Annotated in this window: 13 protein-coding genes and 1 riboswitch; of the genes, 11 read left to right on the top strand and 2 right to left on the bottom strand. The window is 47.2% G+C overall.

The features are described 5' to 3' along the window. The first annotated feature begins 103 nt into the window (after positions 1 to 103). The 5 genes from AB5026_RS10275 (at position 104) to AB5026_RS10255 (ending at position 4,869) form a co-directional block, all read left to right on the top strand. Complete coding sequence (locus tag AB5026_RS10275) at positions 104 to 766, top strand: DUF5110 domain-containing protein (RefSeq protein WP_368213270.1); 663 nt, start codon at positions 104 to 106, stop codon at positions 764 to 766. Positions 767 to 830: 64 nt separating this feature from the next. Beyond that, entirely contained in the window at positions 831 to 1,289 is a 459-nt protein-coding gene (locus AB5026_RS10270; protein ID WP_015526330.1) for a ferritin-like domain-containing protein, read from the top strand. Positions 1,290 to 1,398: 109 nt separating this feature from the next. After that, the gene (locus AB5026_RS10265; protein ID WP_015526328.1) at positions 1,399 to 1,578 is read left to right on the top strand and encodes a DUF6472 family protein; all 180 of its coding nucleotides are present in this window, start codon (positions 1,399 to 1,401) and stop codon (positions 1,576 to 1,578) included. A gap of 316 nt (positions 1,579 to 1,894) precedes the next feature. Then, positions 1,895 to 3,175, top strand: a complete 1,281-nt coding sequence (locus AB5026_RS10260) for a 2-hydroxyacyl-CoA dehydratase subunit D (RefSeq protein ID WP_173761040.1) — start codon at positions 1,895 to 1,897, stop codon at positions 3,173 to 3,175. Beyond that, a complete protein-coding gene (locus tag AB5026_RS10255) occupies positions 3,172 to 4,869 on the top strand; it encodes an acyl-CoA dehydratase activase (protein ID WP_021652226.1) in 1,698 nt (565 codons plus the stop codon). The genes AB5026_RS10260 and AB5026_RS10255 overlap by 4 nt, the downstream gene beginning before the upstream one ends. Positions 4,870 to 4,923: 54 nt before the next feature. On the opposite strand, the gene AB5026_RS10250 is transcribed toward AB5026_RS10255, so the two are convergent. Beyond that, positions 4,924 to 5,700 carry a helix-turn-helix domain-containing protein gene (locus AB5026_RS10250; RefSeq protein WP_174087885.1) on the bottom strand — a complete coding sequence of 259 codons (777 nt, stop codon included), beginning with the start codon at positions 5,698 to 5,700 and terminating at the stop codon, positions 4,924 to 4,926. Between the two features lie 341 nt (positions 5,701 to 6,041). Between AB5026_RS10250 and AB5026_RS10245 the strand changes: the two genes are divergently transcribed. The 5 genes from AB5026_RS10245 to thiE all read left to right on the top strand — a co-directional run bounded on the left by AB5026_RS10245 (position 6,042) and on the right by thiE (position 11,444). Next, the gene (locus AB5026_RS10245) at positions 6,042 to 7,547 is read left to right on the top strand and encodes an alpha-N-arabinofuranosidase (RefSeq protein ID WP_288245754.1); all 1,506 of its coding nucleotides are present in this window, start codon (positions 6,042 to 6,044) and stop codon (positions 7,545 to 7,547) included. 67 nt (positions 7,548 to 7,614) lie between these two features. Next, on the top strand, positions 7,615 to 8,604 hold the full coding sequence (locus AB5026_RS10240) for an aldo/keto reductase (protein WP_278795475.1): 990 nt from the start codon (positions 7,615 to 7,617) through the stop codon (positions 8,602 to 8,604). A 323-nt stretch (positions 8,605 to 8,927) separates the two neighbouring features. Then, a riboswitch (TPP riboswitch) is annotated at positions 8,928 to 9,030 on the top strand. Positions 9,031 to 9,366: 336 nt separating this feature from the next. Beyond that, positions 9,367 to 9,921 carry an energy coupling factor transporter S component ThiW gene (gene thiW / locus AB5026_RS10235; RefSeq protein WP_015526323.1) on the top strand — a complete coding sequence of 185 codons (555 nt, stop codon included), beginning with the start codon at positions 9,367 to 9,369 and terminating at the stop codon, positions 9,919 to 9,921. Next, positions 9,884 to 10,786: a hydroxyethylthiazole kinase gene (locus AB5026_RS10230; RefSeq protein ID WP_368213268.1), complete on the top strand. Its 903-nt coding sequence runs from the start codon at positions 9,884 to 9,886 to the stop codon at positions 10,784 to 10,786. The genes thiW and AB5026_RS10230 overlap by 38 nt, the downstream gene beginning before the upstream one ends. Before the next feature lie 16 nt (positions 10,787 to 10,802). Beyond that, positions 10,803 to 11,444 (top strand): thiamine phosphate synthase, encoded by a 642-nt coding sequence (gene thiE, locus AB5026_RS10225; RefSeq protein ID WP_015526321.1) that lies wholly within the window; start codon positions 10,803 to 10,805, stop codon positions 11,442 to 11,444. A gap of 314 nt (positions 11,445 to 11,758) precedes the next feature. On the opposite strand, the gene AB5026_RS10220 is transcribed toward thiE, so the two are convergent. Next, entirely contained in the window at positions 11,759 to 12,205 is a 447-nt protein-coding gene (locus AB5026_RS10220; protein WP_021652217.1) for an Lrp/AsnC family transcriptional regulator, read from the bottom strand. Positions 12,206 to 12,604: 399 nt separating this feature from the next. Here AB5026_RS10220 and AB5026_RS10215 point away from each other — a divergent pair, with 399 nt between their 5' ends. Continuing rightward, positions 12,605 to 14,035: an aspartate ammonia-lyase gene (locus AB5026_RS10215; RefSeq protein WP_173762953.1), complete on the top strand. Its 1,431-nt coding sequence runs from the start codon at positions 12,605 to 12,607 to the stop codon at positions 14,033 to 14,035. The last annotated feature ends 159 nt before the right edge of the window (positions 14,036 to 14,194 follow it).

Genomic DNA, 14,194 nt, shown 5'->3' with positions numbered 1-14,194 from the left:
CAGTACCGTAAGGTGTTTGCCAATGCAGTAGTGGGAGAAGCAAGAATCCCCCTGCTTTAGCTGTGGGGAGTGTCAAACAGGTCTGCGCTATGAGGGTGGACGAATGGTGGATATGTACCGTACTCTGGACAGTATCCCGGTTCTTGCAAAAGCAGGCGGTATTCTGGTGATGACCGATGAGATCCGTGGAACAGAGGCGGAAAAGAATCCGGAAAGCCTGAATATCCGGGTATTCCCGGGTGCTGACGGAAGCTTCAGATTGTATGAGGATGACAACGAAACCTGTGCTTACGAAAATGGTGCCTGTGTATTTACGGAAATGGATTATAAGGAAAAGGATCAGGGAGTGTTTACCATTCATCTCGCACAGGGAAAAACAGAGTTGATCCCGGCAAAGAGAGCTTATACCGTGGAGTTCTGTAATTTTGCGAAAACAGGAACAGATACTGTGAAGGTTCTGGTTAACGGAGCAGAGACTGAGGCTGCTGTAAAATATGAAGAGAAGCTTCAGAAGATCTGTGTGGAAGTGGAAGCAGACACAGCGGCAGAGGTGCAGATCATTCTTGCAGGAGAGGTAGCGGATAATCGTATAGAGAAACGTATCTTCGATTTCCTGAACCAGGCAGAGATCGGTTTTGTACTGAAGGACAGATTATATCAGCTGATCACAGCCGGAAAGAAGCTGCCGGTTCTTTTATCTGAGCTTCAGTCTATGGAGCTGGACAAGGATCTTTACGGAGCACTGATGGAGATCCTGACTGCGTAAAACATGAATAAAATCGCGTTTCCAAACCATACTATCATTATTATCAAAAGAAAGGATGATCATAATGATATTAAAGGAAAAAGAACGCACAGTGATCCAGGATCTTCAGACACAGGAAAAAAGCTGCATTGAAAAATACGGAAAATACGCACAGCAGGCCAGGGATCCGGAGCTTAAAAGCTTATTTCAGACTCTTCAGAAAAAAGAGCAGGAGCATTACGATTCCCTGAGCCAGGTGCTTTCCGGTACAGTTCCACAGGTAAACTGTAATGACAGTGACGGCCGTGATTACCAGCCAAAGGCTGCTTACACATCGGTGATGTCCTCAGAGGATAAGGAACACGATGCTTTTCTTGCAACAGACTGTATCGGAACAGAAAAGCTGATTTCCGGAGAATACAACTCGGATGTTTTTGCTTTTGAAGACAGTGGTGTGAGGAAGCTTCTGGCAGATATCCAGGTGGAAGAGCAGAATCATGCGGAGATGCTTTACAAATACAAGACTGCGAACGGAATGTTCTGATATATAAAAAAGAGGGAGGATTTCAGTAATGGAATTCTTCCTTTTTTTATTATATAATCAGGAGAACAGCAGGGAGAAATACTTTCCTGCAAAGAGAGGAGAAATAAATATGAAGGGAACCAGCTGCGAATACTGTGCAAACTATACATATGATGAAGAGTGTGACGAATATTATTGTGATGTCAATCTGGATGAGGATGAATATTATCGTTTTGTGAGCAGTGATTACAAGGAATGTCCGTATTATCGTTCCGGAGATGAATATAAGGTGGTACGTCATCAGATGTGATACAGAGTAACGGAAAAAACAGAGCAGAAGATAATGCGATAAGACAAATGCGGGTTTTCCACGAAAAGGAATGCGAGTTTTGTGGAAAATCTGCATTTTGATGTTTTGATATGTGCAAAAGGCTTCAAATTTGTAAAAATTGGCGTGTTTACATTTGAAAAAAATATCTTTATAATAAAAATATTGGTCTGACAGGTGGAACCTTTATACCATCCAGACGATGATAATGCTACAGGATTTTGTTTGAGACAAAATTTCGGGTAAGCGTCTGACAGACTTATAATAGATTTTTTGATTTGACGGAGGATGTGACAGATTGGATATTATAAAGAAATTCGGGGATATGGTGGGAGAGAGATCCATCAGGGATCCGGAAAAAGCACGAAAACTTCTTCTCACTGGATACCGGCTTCAGGAAAAACGTCTGCAGCTTTTTCCTGACAGGAAGCTTCCGGCTTCGGGACAGTATGTAGCCCGTGTAGTCATGCAGAATATTATCAAAGCCCTTGCAAAACCGGATGATACCGCGCTTGTGAGCATTTTTGTACCGGGAGAGCTTCTGACAGCAGCAGGGATCACTCCGTATTCCGTGGAGGCAATGTCCTGCTTCATCGCCGGAACCAGATGTGAGCAGGCATTTCTGGCACAGACGGAATCAGAGGGCTTTCCGGAAACCATGTGCTCCTATCACAGAGTTTTTCTGGGAGCGTCCATGACAGGATTGGTACCGAAGCCCAAATGTACCATCTACACAAACCTTGCCTGCGATGGAAACATGATGACGTTTCCTTATCTGAAACAGAAATATCAGATCCCGGGCTTTTATATTGACGTACCCTATGAAAAAAATCAGGATTCCATCAGCTATGTTGCAGATCAGCTCCGTGAGCTGAAGAAATTCCTGGAGGATGTAGGCGGGAAAAAAATCTCCGAGCAGTCGGTACAGCGTGCAGTTGCCAACAGCAATGAAGCGGCCTCCTATTACAGCAGCCAGCTTGCCCTCAGAAAGGATCACGATCCGGTGACTTCCCTGACAAATGAGCTGTATGCAATCTTTATGTGCCATCTTCTGGCGGGCTCAGAGGAATCCCTGAAATACACAAAAATGCTTCTTGAGGATGTGAAGAAGGCACCAAAGGGGGAAGGTCTTCATATTTTGTGGATGCATATGATGCCGTTTTTGCAGGAGCCGGTAAAGGATGTATTTAATTACAGCCAGAACGTGCATATCAGTGCCTGTGATTTTGTTGCAGACGGTTTTCAGCGGATGCAGGCCTCGGATCCTTATGAGGCCCTTGCGGAAAAAATGGTCAACTGCATTTACAACGGAAGTGTGAAGCAGAGGATCCGGCGTGCCCAGGAGCTGGCGAACCTTACAGAGGCAGACGGCGGGATCCTTTTTGCGCATTGGGGCTGCAAGGGAACCATCGGAGCTTCCAGCCTGATCAAAAATTCTCTGGAAAATGCAGGACTTCCAACCATGGTCCTGGACGGTGACGGCTGTAACCCGGCCAATTCCAGTGACGGCCAGGTATCCACACGACTTCAGGCATATCTGGAAATGCTGTCAGAAGGTAAGGAGGAAAAACGGTCATGATACATTACGTCTGTAAATATACACCGCTGGAGCTGTTTAAGGGCTTTGGCGAGGAATGTGCGGTTCTTGAGGAAATGCCGGAGAATTTTGAGCTTTCGGACCAGATCGCCCATGCTAATCTCTGTGGTTTCGGAAAATCTGTGATCCAGGCAGTGCTGGAGGGAAAGGTAGAGCAGCTTGTTCTTGTTAACTGCTGTGATTCCATGCGCCGTGTGTACGACATTGTGGAAAGTACCGGTAAATGTAAATTTCTGTACATGTTGGACATGCCTCATGAGGATAACGACTGTGAAAAGGTGAAGCTTGCCCAGGGCATCCACCGTCTGAAGAAAGCTTATGAGAAATTTTCGGGGAAAACCTTCGACAGAAGTGGATTTCTGAATGCTTTTTCCCATGAGCCTGTGGATAACCAGCCGTATATCGGTGTTCTGGGTGTCCGTGTCAGCGGCATCCTGGAAAAAATGATCCGGGATAATATCCGCATGGATGTGGAAAACCTGACCTGTACAGGTGGAAGACGTCTTGCAGTGATCCGTGAGGAGCTGGAAAAAATGGAAGACGATGCCATGTTCCTGGCTTATGCGGATGCACTTCTTTCACAGATGCCCTGCTTCCGTATGAACAACAGCACCCGAAGAAACCGGCTGTATCTGGATCCGAACCTGAAGGGGATCATTTATCATACTATTAAATTCTGCGACTATTACGGATTTGAGTATGCAAGCATCAAGCGTGATATCAAGGTTCCGCTTCTGAAGATCGAGACAGATTTTACAAGCCAGAGTGCAGGACAGCTCCTTACCAGAGTGCAGGCTTTTGCGGAGACCCTGGAAGGCTCTGAGGATATGGACCCATCAAAAGGAATCAGCGAGGAGATAAGGAAAAAAATGGAATCAGGAGTTTATTATGTGGCAGGGATCGACAGCGGTTCCACAAGTACGGATGTTGTGATCCTGGATAAAGACGGAAAAATTAAATCGACCATGATCATTCCCACAGGCGGCGGCGCTATGATGAGTGCAGAGAAGAGCCTGGAGATGGCCGTGGAAAAAGCAGGGATCAGGAAAGAAGATATCGTGCGTATCGTTACTACCGGATATGGACGTGCCTATATTGACAGTGGTGATGACAGTATCACAGAGATTACCTGTCACGCAAAGGGCGCCCATTATCTGAATCCGAATGTGCGTACAGTTATCGACATCGGCGGTCAGGATATCAAGGCGATCAGCATTGACGAGAACGGTGCGGTAAAAAATTTCCTGATGAACGATAAATGTGCAGCAGGAACCGGACGATTCCTGGAAATGATGGCCCGTACTCTTGGACTTTCCCTGGAGGAGATGAGTACCCGTGGTCTGGAGTGGAAAGAGAACGTAGTGATCTCAAGCATGTGTACTGTATTTGCAGAGTCCGAGGTAGTTTCCCTGGTTGCCCAGAATAAGGACGTGGCAGATATCATCCATGGTCTGAATGTATCTGTTGCTTCCAAGGTAGGAGCTCTTGCAGCCCGCCTTGGCAAAAAGAATCCGGGGGAATACATGATGACCGGTGGTGTTGCCAGAAATAAAGGTATCATCCAGGCACTGGAGGAGAAGCTGGGTGCGAAGCTTTATATCTGTGATGAGGCACAGCTTTGTGGTGCGCTTGGTGCGGCACTGTTTGCTTATGAGAAGTGTAATGCGGCACGGTGATCAGATCAGACAAGTTGCCTGCGCAGTGAATGCAGAGTGTGAATATCCTTTTGGTTAGGGGCGGCGTGCCCACTCACTGGGCGAACAGCCACAGTTCTTTCGGAAGTACCGGCTGAAGTGGGAGAGATTTGAAAATCCGCACAGCAGAGCCACCTGTTGAACAGGCAGAGCTTCGTTGGTGAGCAGATTTTTGGCTTTTTCCAGACGGAGCAGATTCAGGTCAGCATGAGGGGTACTGTCAAAAAAATTCCGGTAACAGGAATAAAACTGACTTTTTTCGAGATTAGCCATGGCGCAGAGCTTTTCTGTTGTCCATGGCTTTTCGTAATTTGTAAGCATTTCCAGACGGATTTTTTGGAACAGGCTGCAGAGCTCCGAGTCTGCAGACTTGCCTGTATCTGTACTGCGGAGTTCCCGTGAGGCTGTGATCATCAGCTGGCAGAGCAGGGCATACTCGTAGTCCCGGGAAAAAACTTCTCTGTTCAGATATTCATGCTGCAGCTTCTGGATACAGTGATCGATCTCCTGGCAGTCACTGGGGTAAAAAATTTCGTTGCAGGGAAGTCCGAACCGTTTTGCCAGGTTTTCTCCGCAGGAAAAATGGACATAACTGTTCCGGAATTTTCGCACAGCCTGATAATGCTGGGGATTTCCCGGAATATAAAAGATGCAGGCATTTTCCCGGGTGACAGTAAGCTGACTGCCCAGATAAACCTTCATTGGTGTTTTAAATAAAAGAAAAAGAAAATCTCCGCTTCCCTCCGGTCGGAAAATCCTGTCGTAATCGGAGTTGGAACGGTTGTATTCGCAGAAATTTAAGGTGAAATCCATGAAAATGCTGCGCTCCTTTCATTACGTAGATCAGACAATCCGACTGTGGCATTGTAAAGAACTTTCTGTCTGGAAGTATAAAGTAAAGTGACAGAGGGACGTCCGTCTGGTAAGACTGTCTTTACGATAAATCTTACCGGAAAAAAAGTCAACTATTTCGGAAGATAATCACTGGTATGGATAGAACAGGATGGTAAAATGAAACATAGAAACGGTTGATTTCCGGTCTGTCTGAGAGTGTGTGAGCGAACAGAGGCGTAAGAGCTGATATACGGCGGAATCGGAAACAGAGCTAAATGCAGTAGCAGCAGAAAATAATAATTTACAGGAGGATTTTTACAATGAAAAAAGCGCAGATCATCGTGGACAAATATTTCCTCACCGGAAAAACAGACAAAAGAATCTATGGTTCCTTTATAGAACATCTCGGACGTGCGGTTTATGAGGGGATTTATCAGGAAGGCAGCCCTCTTTCTGATGAGCAGGGATTCCGGAAGGATACTCTGGAGCTGGTAAGGGAGCTTCAGGTACCGATCGTTCGTTATCCGGGCGGAAATTTTGTATCCGGATTCCGCTGGGAGGACAGCGTCGGACCGAAAGCTCAGCGTCCGTCCAGACCGGAGCTGGCCTGGGGTGTCATCGAGACAAACCAGTTTGGACTCAATGAGTTTGTGGACTGGTCCAGAAAAGCCGGCAGCGATGTGATGATGGCAGTAAACCTGGGAACAAGAGGACCGGAGGATGCGAAAAATCTTCTGGAATACTGTAACTTTAAGGGTGGTACCTATTACAGTGATCTCCGTAAGGCTCACGGCTATGAACAGCCGCATGATATCAAATTATGGTGTCTCGGAAACGAGATGGACGGTCCGTGGCAGATGGGACATAAAACTGCGGCAGAGTACGGAAGAGTTGCAGCAGAGACTGCCCGCCTGATGAAATTTATGGATCCGGAGGTTGAGACTGTTGCATGCGGAAGCTCCAGTCTGGAAATGCCTACCTTTGGCTCCTGGGAGTATACGGTTCTTGACGAGGCTTACGATCAGGTGGATTATCTTTCCCTGCATCAGTACTATGGAAATGCATCGGGAGACACTGCCGATTTTCTGGCAAGCTCCAAGGGCATGGATGATTTTATCTCAGGAGTGGTTTCCATCTGCGATGCTGTAAAAGCAAAGAAGCATGGAAAAAAACAGATCAATCTTTCCTTCGACGAATGGAACGTATGGTACCACAGCAATGAACAGGATAAAAAGCTGGAAAAATGGGTACAGGCGCCCCATCAGCTGGAGGATGTTTATAACTTTGAGGATGCACTTCTTGTGGGAAGCATGTTGATCACACTTCTCCGTCATGCAGATCGTGTAAAGATCGCCTGCATGGCACAGCTGGTAAATGTTATTGCGCCGATCATGACATCCGATACAGGCGCATGGCGTCAGACGATCTTTTATCCGTATATGCTGACAAGTGTGTTTGGAAGAGGAACCGTCCTTAATACACAGGTTCTCACACCTATATATGAAAGCAAGACTTATGGAGAAGCTCCATATTTGGATTCTGTATGTGTCTGGGATGAGGAAAAGGATACGCTGACGATCTTTGCAGTGAATAAGAGTCTGGATGAGGATATGGAAGTTTCCTGTGACTTGAGACAGTTTGAGGGATATAAGATCGTAGAGCATATTGTACTCAATAATGATGATCTTCAGGCAGCCAATACAGAGGCTCAGCCGGAGAATGTAGTTCCTGTAAAAGCCAGTGCAGAGTGCTCAAAGCTGGACGGCGGAAAACTGGAAGCAGTTTTTGCAAAACACAGCTGGAATATGATCCGTCTTGCGAAATAAGGGCCGGTGAAGTATAGTAAAAGCAGTTACAGAAAATGTAAATCATGCTACATTATGGGAGGTTTTTATGTACACACCTGCAAAGGAACGCTACGAAACTATGGAGTACAACCGCTGCGGTGAAAGCGGCCTGATGCTTCCGAAGGTGTCTCTTGGATTATGGCATAATTTCGGAGATACTTCTGATTATGAAAACATGAAGCAGCTGTGCTTTACAGCTTTTGACAATGGTATCACACAGTTTGACCTTGCCAATAATTACGGACCTGCCTATGGAAGTGCGGAACGGAATTTCGGCAAGATCCTGAAAGAAGAACTGATGCCATACCGTGATGAGCTGATCATCACAACAAAGGCAGGCTATGATATGTGGGAAGGCCCTTATGGAAACTGGGGCAGCCGCAAGTATCTTCTGGCAAGCCTTGACCAGAGCCTGAAGCGCATGGGTCTGGAATATGTGGATATTTTTTACCATCACAGAATGGACCCGGAGACTCCGCTTGAGGAGACTATGGGGGCGCTGGCAACAGCGGTTCAGCAGGGCAAGGCCCTCTATGTGGGACTTTCCAATTATGATGGAAAAACCTTAAGCCAGGCAGCAGCGATCCTGAAGGATCTGAAATGCCCCTTTGTGATCAACCAGAACCGGTATTCCATTTTTGACAGAACAGTGGAAGAAAACGGTCTCAAGAGAACCACCGGCATTTTGAAAAAAGGTCTGATCACCTTCAGCCCTCTTGATCAGGGACAGCTGACAGACCGTTACCTGAACGGGATCCCGGAGGACAGCCGTATCCGCAAAGATGGAAGATTCCTTAAGGAAAGTGTGCTGACGCCGGAGCGTCTGGATCAGATCCGGAGACTGAACGATCTGGCAGCCCAGCGTGGAGAGAAGCTGGCTGATATGGCGCTTGGCTGGCTGCTTCAGCATAAGGAAGTTACCAGTGTTCTGATCGGAGCTTCCAAGCCGCAGCAGATCCTTGATAATGTGAAAGCGATCCACTGTGCACCGTTTACAGCTGAGGAGCTGCGTCTGATCGACGAGATCTCAAAATAAGATTTATATACTTCCTGTTTTACTATGAAAAGTAGTGAAGCAGGGAGTTTTTTATGTCGAAATAATTGTTTAACTGAATTAGGAAAGTTTCCGGGTTACTGTTCACTGGTAATATTCCGCGAGGTGTTTTTTTGTGAGCGAAGGTCACAGAAAACCCGAGACATACCGCGCGAATTTATGCGATTAGCATAAATTCTGTGCATCGCGAAGCGTGTTGCTGAGAACGGAGTGAACAGTAACGTCTCCGGCGGGAGTGCAAAGAGCAATAAGCAGTGGAGGTTTGACAACGGGATAGGTGTGTGCTATATTGAAAAACAGAAAAGAAAAGAGCCAGCGGGAGCTTGTGTGACAGGCTGAGAGGAAGATAGATCTTCGACCGTACCTGATTTGGGTAATGCCAACGGAGGGATTGTGATCTGAGAGCGTGTCTCCGTGGAGTTTGCCATGGGATGCGCTCTTTTCGGATGCAGGAATGGAACTGGAATGGTCTGACAATGTGGGGATGTGAAAGTGACAGAGACTGCATGTGGAGCTTCTGCGGCGAGCGGGCAGGAAGGGGAGCGCCTTAATGTCTGGCAGGAGAGTGATATTCCGGAGGATTTTTCCGGAAGGATCATGTAAGCGATGGGAATCCGTGTTTTCGGAGTGAGAGGAAGTAAGGGAACTTCGACCGCCAAAATCTAAGGGCAGACTGCAGCAGACGGGAAGCTTTTGCCCGGATCTGACAGGGCTCTGCCTGATATTTCAGGGAGGAAAAACACTATGGAAAAACAAAGGATGCACACGCTTCGTATGGTAATGCTGGCAATGATGGTTGCGATCGGTGTCGTTATTTCACCGATCCTGAGGATTGAGGGAATGTGCCCCACGGCGCATCTTGTCAATATCGTATGCTCGGTTCTGATGGGACCGTGGTATTCCCTTCTCTGTGCGACCATGATCGGCGTGATCCGTATGATGTTCATGGGAATCCCGCCACTTGCACTGACCGGTGCAGTATTTGGCGCATTCCTTTCAGGTGTGTTCTACAGACTTTCCAAAGGCAAGATCATTTGCGCGGTGATCGGTGAGATCTTTGGAACAGGTATCATCGGATCCATGGTTTCTTATCCGGTGATGGCATTCCTGATGGGAAGAGGCGGACTGACAGCATTTTATTATACGCCGATGTTCCTTGCAGCAACCACAATGGGAGGATGTGTTGCCTATATTTTCCTGAAGGCTCTGAGTAAAGCAGGTCTTCTGGTGAAATTCCAGGCAGCTTTGGGTTCAAAAACATATGAGACAAAGAATTTTACAACTGCGAAAGCGAATTAAAGAAGAAAAGCCGCTGATCCATTGCATCACCAATCCGATCTCGATCCATGACTGTGCCAACGTGGTCCTTGCAGTAGGTGCAAGGCCGATCATGGCGGAGCATCCGGCAGAGGTGACAGATATTACGGCATCGGCTGGTGCGCTGATGCTGAATCTCGGGAATATTACCGATGCCAGGATCGAGTCAATGAAGCGTTCTATGAGAACAGCGATGGAAAATAAGATCCCGGTTCTTCTGGACCTGGTAGGGGTTGCCTGCAGTGATCTCAGGCTGGATCTGGCACGGGAGCTTTTAAGGATCGGTCATCCGGCAGTGCTGAAGGGAAATATGTCAGAGCTTCTGGCTGTTTCCGGGCTGCCGTCTCATGCGATCGGAATCGATGCGGGTGTCGAGGATGCTCTGACTGAGGAAAATATCGATGGAGTCAGTGAAGTGCTTAAGGCTTTTTCTAGAAATAATCAGGCAATCGTGCTGGCTACCGGGAAACAGGATTTTGTTACGGATGGTGAACGGGTTGTTTTGGTACAAAATGGCAGTGCGGCGCTGTCCGGGATCACAGGAACCGGCTGTATGGTCGGTGCACTGACTGCTGCGTTTTTGCCGGGGTGCGAAGATAATATTGCGAAAGAAATGACGGATAGTATAGAGGCAGGTGTCTGGTCTGGCGTTGAGACGGAATTAAATGGGAGATCCGGGAATTATCTGGCTGCGGCAGTGCTTGGTACTGCACTTATGGGTATCGCCGGCGAGGAAGCGGAGAAGATTTCCCGCGGTCCGGGAAGCTTTCAGGTAAATCTGCTGGATGAGATCTATGGGCTTTCGGATCGACAGCTGCTGGATCTGTTGAAGATTGAAATGTACTGAAAAAGAGGGGATTAGGATGGATAGAAAAGATTTGGATGTAACGTTGTATCTGGTGACGGATAGTTCTTATCATACGGAGGAGTCTTTGCTCCGTACGGTTGAGGAGGCTTGTAAGGGTGGTGTGACTCTGGTCCAGCTTCGCGAGAAGAATAAGGGTGGACGGGAGTATCTGGATAAGGCTTTTAAGGTGAAGGAGATCACAGATCGTTACAATGTGCCGCTGATCATTGATGATCGTGTGGATGTGGCGCTGGCCTGTGATGCGGCTGGTGTGCATGTTGGAGCTTCTGATATTCCGGTTGCTGTGGCAAGGAAGCTGATGGGACCGGATAAGATCGTGGGGGCTACTGCCAAGACGGTGGAGGCTGCTGTGAAGGCTTATGAGGATGGTGCGGATTATCTTGGTGTGGGGGCGATTTATCCTACTACTACTAAGGTTGTGACGATCCTTACCAAGGTTTCTACGTTGAAGGATATCTGTGAGGCGGTTCCGATTCCGGCGGTTGCGATCGGGGGATTGAATGCCGGGAATATGGATGTGCTTGAGGGCGCAGGCATGAGTGGTATGGCGGTTGTTTCTGCGATCATGAAGGCGGAGGATCCGAAGAAGAATGCGCGGGAGCTGAAGGAGAAGATTGTTGCTTTGATGGGAAAGTGATTTAGGAAATGAATGGAGAGCAGTGGTGGATTTGAGGTTCATTGCTGTTCTTTTTTTGTTGAAATACGGACGCCCGTGAGGCGTGTGCTGCCTGTCGCCGGGGCTTCGTCGGGGGCTGGCTTCTAGGCTGCCGGAATTCTGCTAAAACCGTTTTCCAAAAGTCCGAACTCGCGTCTTGCAGCCGCTCAGACAGCGGACTTTTGAAAAACAACGCAGATTTCCGCCAGCCAAGAATCAGCTCCCCTCCTGCAGAGTCCGGCGACAGGCAGCACACGCCTCACGGGCTGGTTTTTCAAGGCGGCAGGGGAGGGTGGTTACTCCACCGGCAGATCTCTGTGTTCTACGCTGGTGGAGAATACGATCTGTGTTTTGGTGCGGCCGAACTGCTGGAGTTCGTTGATGAAGTGGTCCAGTTCCATGGTGGAGCGGAAGGCTACTTCGATGAGCATGGAGTAATCGCCGGTGACGCAGTTGCATTCGATGACGTTTGGGATGGACTGGATGAAGGGATAGAAGTCTTTTTTTTGGTTGGGTTCTACTTCCAGGTTGATGAATGCTTTTATATGATAACCGAGAAATACCGGGTTGATCTGGGCATGGTAGCCTGTGATCAGCCCGTTTTTTTCGAGGTGTTCGATCCTGGCGGAGACAGCGGGGGAGGAAAGGAAGACTTCCTTTGCGATTTCCTTTACCGGAGTGCGGGCGTTTTTCTGAAGCATTTCGATGATTTTTCGGTCGATGTTGTCGAGTTTGTGTTCCATGTAGAATGTCTCCTTTCAATGAAAAAAATGTTATTTGTAACTGGTACAGAGCTGCGTAGGGAAGTGGATTGAAAATAGGTATTTCTGTATTGATTATACTGCGTGTGTTATCACAACACAAGAAACGACTTAATAAAAATAAGAAAAATAAAAGAAATTCTTAAAAAGATTAATGTAAACTATTGAAAAACACGGATAATCGTGGTTTTCCATTAAAAGTATTTACAAGCTACAAAGAAAGTGTTAGCTTCTTAGGCATCAGAAAAACAGCTGCTGATAAAAATGAAAATAACAGAATGATTTGTAAACAGCGAATATCCGTCGGACTGAAAAAATGAGATCAGAGGGCGGAGCAAATCAGATGTGCACAGGATCAGAAGAAAGAAGAGGGATGATAAAATGACAACAGAAACAAGACTGGAAGCAGATTCGATCGGAACTATGGAAGTGCCTGCAGAGGCTTATTACGGAGTTCAGGCTTTAAGGGCAAAACAGAATTTTCCTATTACAGGTACAAAGCTTCATCCGGTATTTATCAGGAACCTGGCACAGATTAAAAAAGCAGCAGCTATCACTAATAGTAATGCAGGGCTTCTTCCGGAGGATAAGGCAGACGCCATTGTTAGAGCCTGTGATGAAGTGATCGCAGGAAAATTGGCTGAGGAATTTATCGTAGATGCCATTCAGGGTGGTGCCGGAACCAGCGCAAATATGAATATGAATGAGGTGATCGCAAACAGAGCCGGTGAGATCCTCGGATGTCCGAAGGGTAGCTATAAAATGGTCCATCCAAATGATCACGTAAACATGGCGCAGTCCACCAATGATGTGATTCCGACGGCCGGTAAGCTTACCGTTCTGGATCTTCTTGCACCTCTGGAAAAAGCACTGGTAAGACTTGAGAAGGAGCTTGCAAAAAAGGCAGAGGAGTTCGATGACGTGATCACTATGGGACGTACACAGCTTCAGGATGCAGTTCCGATCCGTCTTGGTCAGGTGTTCCACGGTTATGCGTCCATGGTTTCCAGAGACAGGAAACGTATCGAAAAGGCTCACAGGGAAATGTACACCGTAAACCTTGGAGGAACTGCAGTGGGAACTGCTATCAATGTTTCCGATTCTTATTTTTATAAGATTGTGCCAAATCTGGAAAAGCTTACAGGTTATCCGTTGAAACAGGCCGAGGACCTTTTTGACGCAACAGAAAATCTGGACGGCTTTGTTGCCGTATCCGGTGTAGTAAAAACCTGTGCGGTGGATCTTTCCAAGATGTGCAACGATCTTCGACTGATGTCTTCCGGCCCGAAAACCGGATTTGGGGAGATCAATCTTCCAGCAAAGCAGAATGGGTCTTCCATCATGCCAGGTAAGGTAAATCCGGTCATTCCGGAGGTAGTAAGCCAGGTTGCTTTCCACATCGTAGGACATGATACCACCATTACCATGGCGGCAGAAGCCGGACAGCTGGAGCTGAATGCTTTTGAGCCGGTTGTATTTTGTAATCTTTTTGAATCCATTACGACTCTGGGAAAAGCAGTGGATACATTGATCGTAAACTGCATCACAGGAATCACCGCAAACCGCAAACACTGCAAAGACCTGATGGAAAGCAGTGCAGGAATTGCAACAGCTCTTTGCCCGCATATCGGATACAAGGCATCTGCAGCCATTGCAAAAACAGCTGTAAAAACAGGAAAATCCGTCCGTGAGCTTGTTCTGGAACAGGGACTCATGAAGGAGAAAGAGCTGGAAGAGGTTCTTGATCCGTATCTGATGACAGAAGTCGGAGAAGAGAGGAAAGAGGATGAAGTAAGAAGGAAAGCCTGCTGAGAAAGTTATCTGTACCAACGTATGACGGGAACGTCTGATGCAGCAATTCATTTCAGAGCAGCTGAACCTGATGCGGGATTTTATGGAAATGCTATAGGCAGATCAGGAATGAGATATCAATGAGTACTATAAGGAGACTTGTCACAGTGCAGGTCTCCT

This window comes from Blautia sp. RTP21359st1_E11_RTP21359_211015, from assembly GCF_040910705.1.
In the GTDB taxonomy this organism is placed as follows: domain Bacteria; phylum Bacillota; class Clostridia; order Lachnospirales; family Lachnospiraceae; genus Blautia_A; species Blautia_A fusiformis.
The sequence above is the reverse complement of the archived record's forward strand: the minus strand, read 5'-3'. Positions and strand labels throughout refer to the sequence as shown.

Coding starts and splice junctions, on each gene's coding strand:
- AB5026_RS10275 (WP_368213270.1), top strand. CDS start 104: ATGGTGGATATGTACCGTACTCTGGACAGTATCCCGGTTCTTGCAAAA.
- AB5026_RS10270 (WP_015526330.1), top strand. CDS start 831: ATGATATTAAAGGAAAAAGAACGCACAGTGATCCAGGATCTTCAGACA.
- AB5026_RS10265 (WP_015526328.1), top strand. CDS start 1,399: ATGAAGGGAACCAGCTGCGAATACTGTGCAAACTATACATATGATGAA.
- AB5026_RS10255 (WP_021652226.1), top strand. CDS start 3,172: ATGATACATTACGTCTGTAAATATACACCGCTGGAGCTGTTTAAGGGC.
- AB5026_RS10250 (WP_174087885.1), bottom strand. CDS start 5,700: ATGGATTTCACCTTAAATTTCTGCGAATACAACCGTTCCAACTCCGAT.
- AB5026_RS10245 (WP_288245754.1), top strand. CDS start 6,042: ATGAAAAAAGCGCAGATCATCGTGGACAAATATTTCCTCACCGGAAAA.
- AB5026_RS10240 (WP_278795475.1), top strand. CDS start 7,615: ATGTACACACCTGCAAAGGAACGCTACGAAACTATGGAGTACAACCGC.
- thiW (WP_015526323.1), top strand. CDS start 9,367: ATGGAAAAACAAAGGATGCACACGCTTCGTATGGTAATGCTGGCAATG.
- AB5026_RS10230 (WP_368213268.1), top strand. CDS start 9,884: ATGAGACAAAGAATTTTACAACTGCGAAAGCGAATTAAAGAAGAAAAG.
- thiE (WP_015526321.1), top strand. CDS start 10,803: ATGGATAGAAAAGATTTGGATGTAACGTTGTATCTGGTGACGGATAGT.
- AB5026_RS10220 (WP_021652217.1), bottom strand. CDS start 12,205: ATGGAACACAAACTCGACAACATCGACCGAAAAATCATCGAAATGCTT.
- AB5026_RS10215 (WP_173762953.1), top strand. CDS start 12,605: ATGACAACAGAAACAAGACTGGAAGCAGATTCGATCGGAACTATGGAA.